General features: G+C 65.5%; 1 protein-coding gene. It reads right to left on the minus strand.

Annotated features, from left to right (window positions below; translation table 11 throughout):
* Nucleotides 1-54 precede the first annotated feature (54 nt).
* A complete protein-coding gene (locus AC2W7L_RS18435) occupies nt 55-3,732 on the minus strand; it encodes an efflux RND transporter permease subunit (protein ID WP_486005626.1) in 3,678 nt (1,225 codons plus the stop codon).
* Between the last annotated feature and the right edge of the window lie 386 nt (nt 3,733-4,118).

Raw genomic sequence — 4,118 nt, forward strand, 5'->3', positions numbered from 1 at the left:
GCCCAGCAACCTGGCGCGAGGTTGCTGGGCCGCCGTCAGGTAGTAGTTGGGGGTTCAGTGGTCGTTGGAGTGCAGGGCCACCTCGGAGGTCTCCTCTTCGATCCTCGCCTCGTCCTCCGCCTGTCGCTTGGCGCGCTTCTGCTCCTTGTGCGCCGCTCGGATCTCCTTGCGTCGTTCGACGAGGAGGTAGAGGGCGGGGACGAGGATGAGCGTGAGCACCGTCGATGAGGTGAGGCCGCCGATGACGACGATCGCCAGGGGCTGCGAGATGAACACTCCCCCGCCGGTCAGCCCCAGCGACATCGGCACGAGTGCGAAGATCGTCGCGGCAGCGGTCATGAGGATCGGGCGCAGGCGCAGTCGGGTGCCGTGGACGATCGCGTCCATGAGCTCGAGTCCGTCCTCACGCAGCTTGTTGATGAGGTCGATGAGCACAATCGCATTCGTCACGACGATGCCGATGAGCATGAGCAGACCGATGAGTGAGGGAATGCCCAATGGTGTGCCGGTCGCCAGTAGAAGGAGCACAGCTCCGGTCGCGGCGAATGGGATCGACACGAGCAGGATGAGCGGCTGGACGAAGCTGCGGAAGGTCGCGATCATGACGAGGAAGACGAGCACAATCGCCACTGCCATCGCCATTCCGAGCTGACCGAATGACTCCGCCTGCTCCTGGCTGGCGCCGCCGACGTCGAAGCTGACTCCGTCGGGCAGATCCATGGTCTCGGTCAGGTCGGTGGCCGCAGCGGTGACCGTTTCGAGCTGGCCGCTGGACGGGGTCGCGAACACGGTGACCTTCCGTTCCCCGTCGGCGCGGTCGATCGTGGCCGGAGTCTCGGTCTTCTTCACCTCCGCGATCTCATCGACGGTGATCGGCTCACCCTTGATGTCGGGAATGGCGGCCTGCTCATCGGCAAGAGCTTCTTCCTCCTCCTGGGTCTGCTCCTGTTCACGCTGGACGTCGATGAGGTCGTCGATTGCGTCGTTGGCTTCCTTCAGTCCCTTCTCGGCTTGCTCGACACCTTCGCGAGCCTGTTCCACCTGGTCGGCAGCCATGTCGCCGGGGCTCGGTGCTGGCGGCGGATTCTCGGCATCGCGCAGGGCCTTGCGGGCCTCTTCGAGCTGGTCGGCGGCATCGTCACGGGCCTCGCGAGCGGATTCGAGCTGCTCGGCCGATTCGTCTGCGGCCTTGCGCTTGGCCTCCTCGGCGCGGGCATCGGTCTTCTCCTCGACCCGATCGGTCGCATCTTCCTGTGCGTTCTGCGTCTGCACCTCGGTGACGGGCAGTTCGAGGGCACGGATCTCGTCCGGGGTCGCATCCGGATGCGTCGGCGCGAGGGTGATGTCGCGTTCCTGGCCATTGAGGGTGATGGTACCGGCCTCGACGCCGTGGAGGGCCGCGGCGATGGCCTGCCCGACCTCGGCCTGGCTGAATCCAAAGTCGGCTGCTTTCTCCCGATCGACGTCGACTTCGATGACCGGCTGGTCAGCGGCGAGGTCGTTGCGGGCGTTCTGGACCCCCTCGGTGTCTGCCATCGTCGCGGTGACCTCGTCGGCGGCCTTCCGCAGGGCGCTCAGGTCGGTGCCGGAGAGTGTGACCTCGACGTCCTCGCTGACGGAGCCGCCCGCGTCTTGGACGTCGATTTCGCCTGCGTCCTTCCCGAGGTCGTCGAGTTGGGTGCGGAGGCGGTTCGTCGCGACTTCGGCCTCGGAGTCCTCCGCCAGGGTGACGTTGAACTGGTTCTCCGCACCTGATTCCGGGCCGTTGACCGTCGTCGAATAGGTGTCGACGTCCGGGTCGTCACCGAGCACGGCTTCCACACGCTTCGCGGCCTTGTCACCGGCTTCGAGCGAGGCACCCGCTGGCAGGGTCTGGGTGATGTACACGGAGTTCTGCCCGGCCGATCCGAGCAGGTCCGTCTTGAGGAAGGTCGCGCACACCATCGTGACGATGAAGATGACGACGGAGAAGGCGATGGTCCGCCAGGGGTGGTGCAGTGCGGAGATGATCGCCGGCAGGCTGCGCTGTTGGAGGCGGTCGATCCTGCCGGAGGCCTCACCGTTTCCGGGGGCGGGAGCGACGACGGGTTCGACGGTCGCATCCGGCAGCGCGTCCTTGCCCTTGGCTGCGCGTTTGGCGTTCTTCTTCTCGATCGCCTTCTGGCGGCGTTCGACTCGGGCCACCGAGCGGCGGTGCTGCTTGGCTGCCCACAGCTCATAGCTGCGATCGGTGGCTGCTTGGCGCTTGGGCGAGAGCGGTTTGGGGCTGCGGCGCAGGACCCAGTAGCTGAACACGGGAACGATCGTCAGCGCCACGATCAGCGAGGCCAGCAGCGCGAGGCTGACGGTGACGGAGAAGGGTCGGAACAGCTGTCCGGCGATGCCGTCGACGAATGCAATGGGCAGGAACACGGCGACCGTGGTCAGGGTCGAGGCGGTGATGGCGCCGGCGACCTGTTTGACGCTGGCGACGATGTCCTCGACCGTCAGGTCGGTCGTGCCCTGGCGTCGGCGGATGTTCTCGATGACGACGATGGAGTCGTCGACGACTCGGCCGACGGCGATCGTCAGGGCACCCAAGGTGAGGATGTTGAGCGTGTAGTCGCCGACCATGAGGCCGATCATCGCGATGAGCAGCGACATCGGGATCGAGATCGCGGCGACGATGGTCGAGCGGAAGGAGCCGAGGAATGCGAGGATGACGAAGATCGCGAAGATCAGGCCGAGTCCGCCCTCGACGGAGAGGTCGTGGATCGACTTCTCGATCTCCGGTGCCTGGTCGAAGATCGTCGAGAACTGCGTGTCCTCACCGAGTTTCGGACCGACCTTTTCGAGGGTGTCGGCGACCTTGTGCGAGACATCGACGACATTGGCGTCCTGGTCTTTGGTCACCGACACAGTCACGGAATCCCTGCCGTCGGCACGGGACAGGGAGGTCTTCTCGACCGAGTCGAGGTCGACGTCGGCGACCTCACCCAACAGTACGGTGCCGTCCGCGGTGCGCAGAGGCGTCTTCTCGATCTGCTCGACGGCGTCGACCTCAGTGCCGACCTCGACGGCCATCGACGTGTCGCCCTGTGAACTTTGGCCAGCGGGAACGACAGTGCCGGCGGCTTCGAGCTCATCGGGCACGGAGGATTCGACGACGTTCTTCTCCGCCACGTCCTCGGGGCGGAAGGTGATGGAGACTCGCTGCTCGTCCTGGCCGGTGACCTCGACGTTCGAGACTCCGTCGAGGGCGCGGAGTTCGGGGACGAGGTCGGTCTCAAGACGGTCACCGAGGGTGGCGGAGTCCCCGCCGGAGACGGCGAACATCGTCACCGGAACCTCGTCCATCTGATAGGACAGCACTTCCGCCTCGGCGTCGGCGGGCAGGTCGGACTTCACTCCGTCGACGGCGGAGCGGACGGCGTCGGTCATCTCTTCGGAGTCCTTGCCGAAGGACCAGGTCACCTCGGCGGTCATCATCCCCGACGAGGTGGAGGTGGTCACCGATTCGAGTTCGCCGACACCGTCGAGCGCGGTCTCGAGAGGTTTGGTGACGGTCTCCTCGATCACCTCCGGGGAGGCTCCGGGGACGGTGGCCTGCACCGAGGTGCCGGGCAGGTCGACCGAGGGCATCGTCTCCTGGTTGAGTGAGGTGGTCGCGACAATGCCGAAGACGGCGATCACGAGGGTGAGCAATCCGACGATGAGGCGGTTCTTCAGACTCATCCGGGTGATCAGGTGCACGGGGTTCCTCCGGGCTCGGGGGTGTGAGCAGGGTGCTCCAGTCAGTCTTCCAAGCGCAGCGCCTCAGCGGATCGCCCGAAAGTAGTCAACGGTGTCCCCCAAAAGGATGATTCTCACTGCTGTTCCCGGCAGGTCGATCATGCCCGTTCGGCGGATCACGTTTCGACCCTAGAAGCGGTCACAGGTTCCCGGCCCGGGTGTTGACCTCCAGACCACCCTTAGGAAACACGGAGGGAAAACCGGAGGATTACCACTCCCCGTACTACCTGACGACGATGCCCACGAGCCACGAGATGTCCGCGCCGCCGAGCTTCGCGACCAGCGGCCCGGTGTAGAAAGACTGCGCGAGGAACGGGATCTGAACGATGACGCCGATGCCGTAGGCG

This window comes from Brevibacterium sp. LAARM3_SD1, assembly GCF_057364765.1.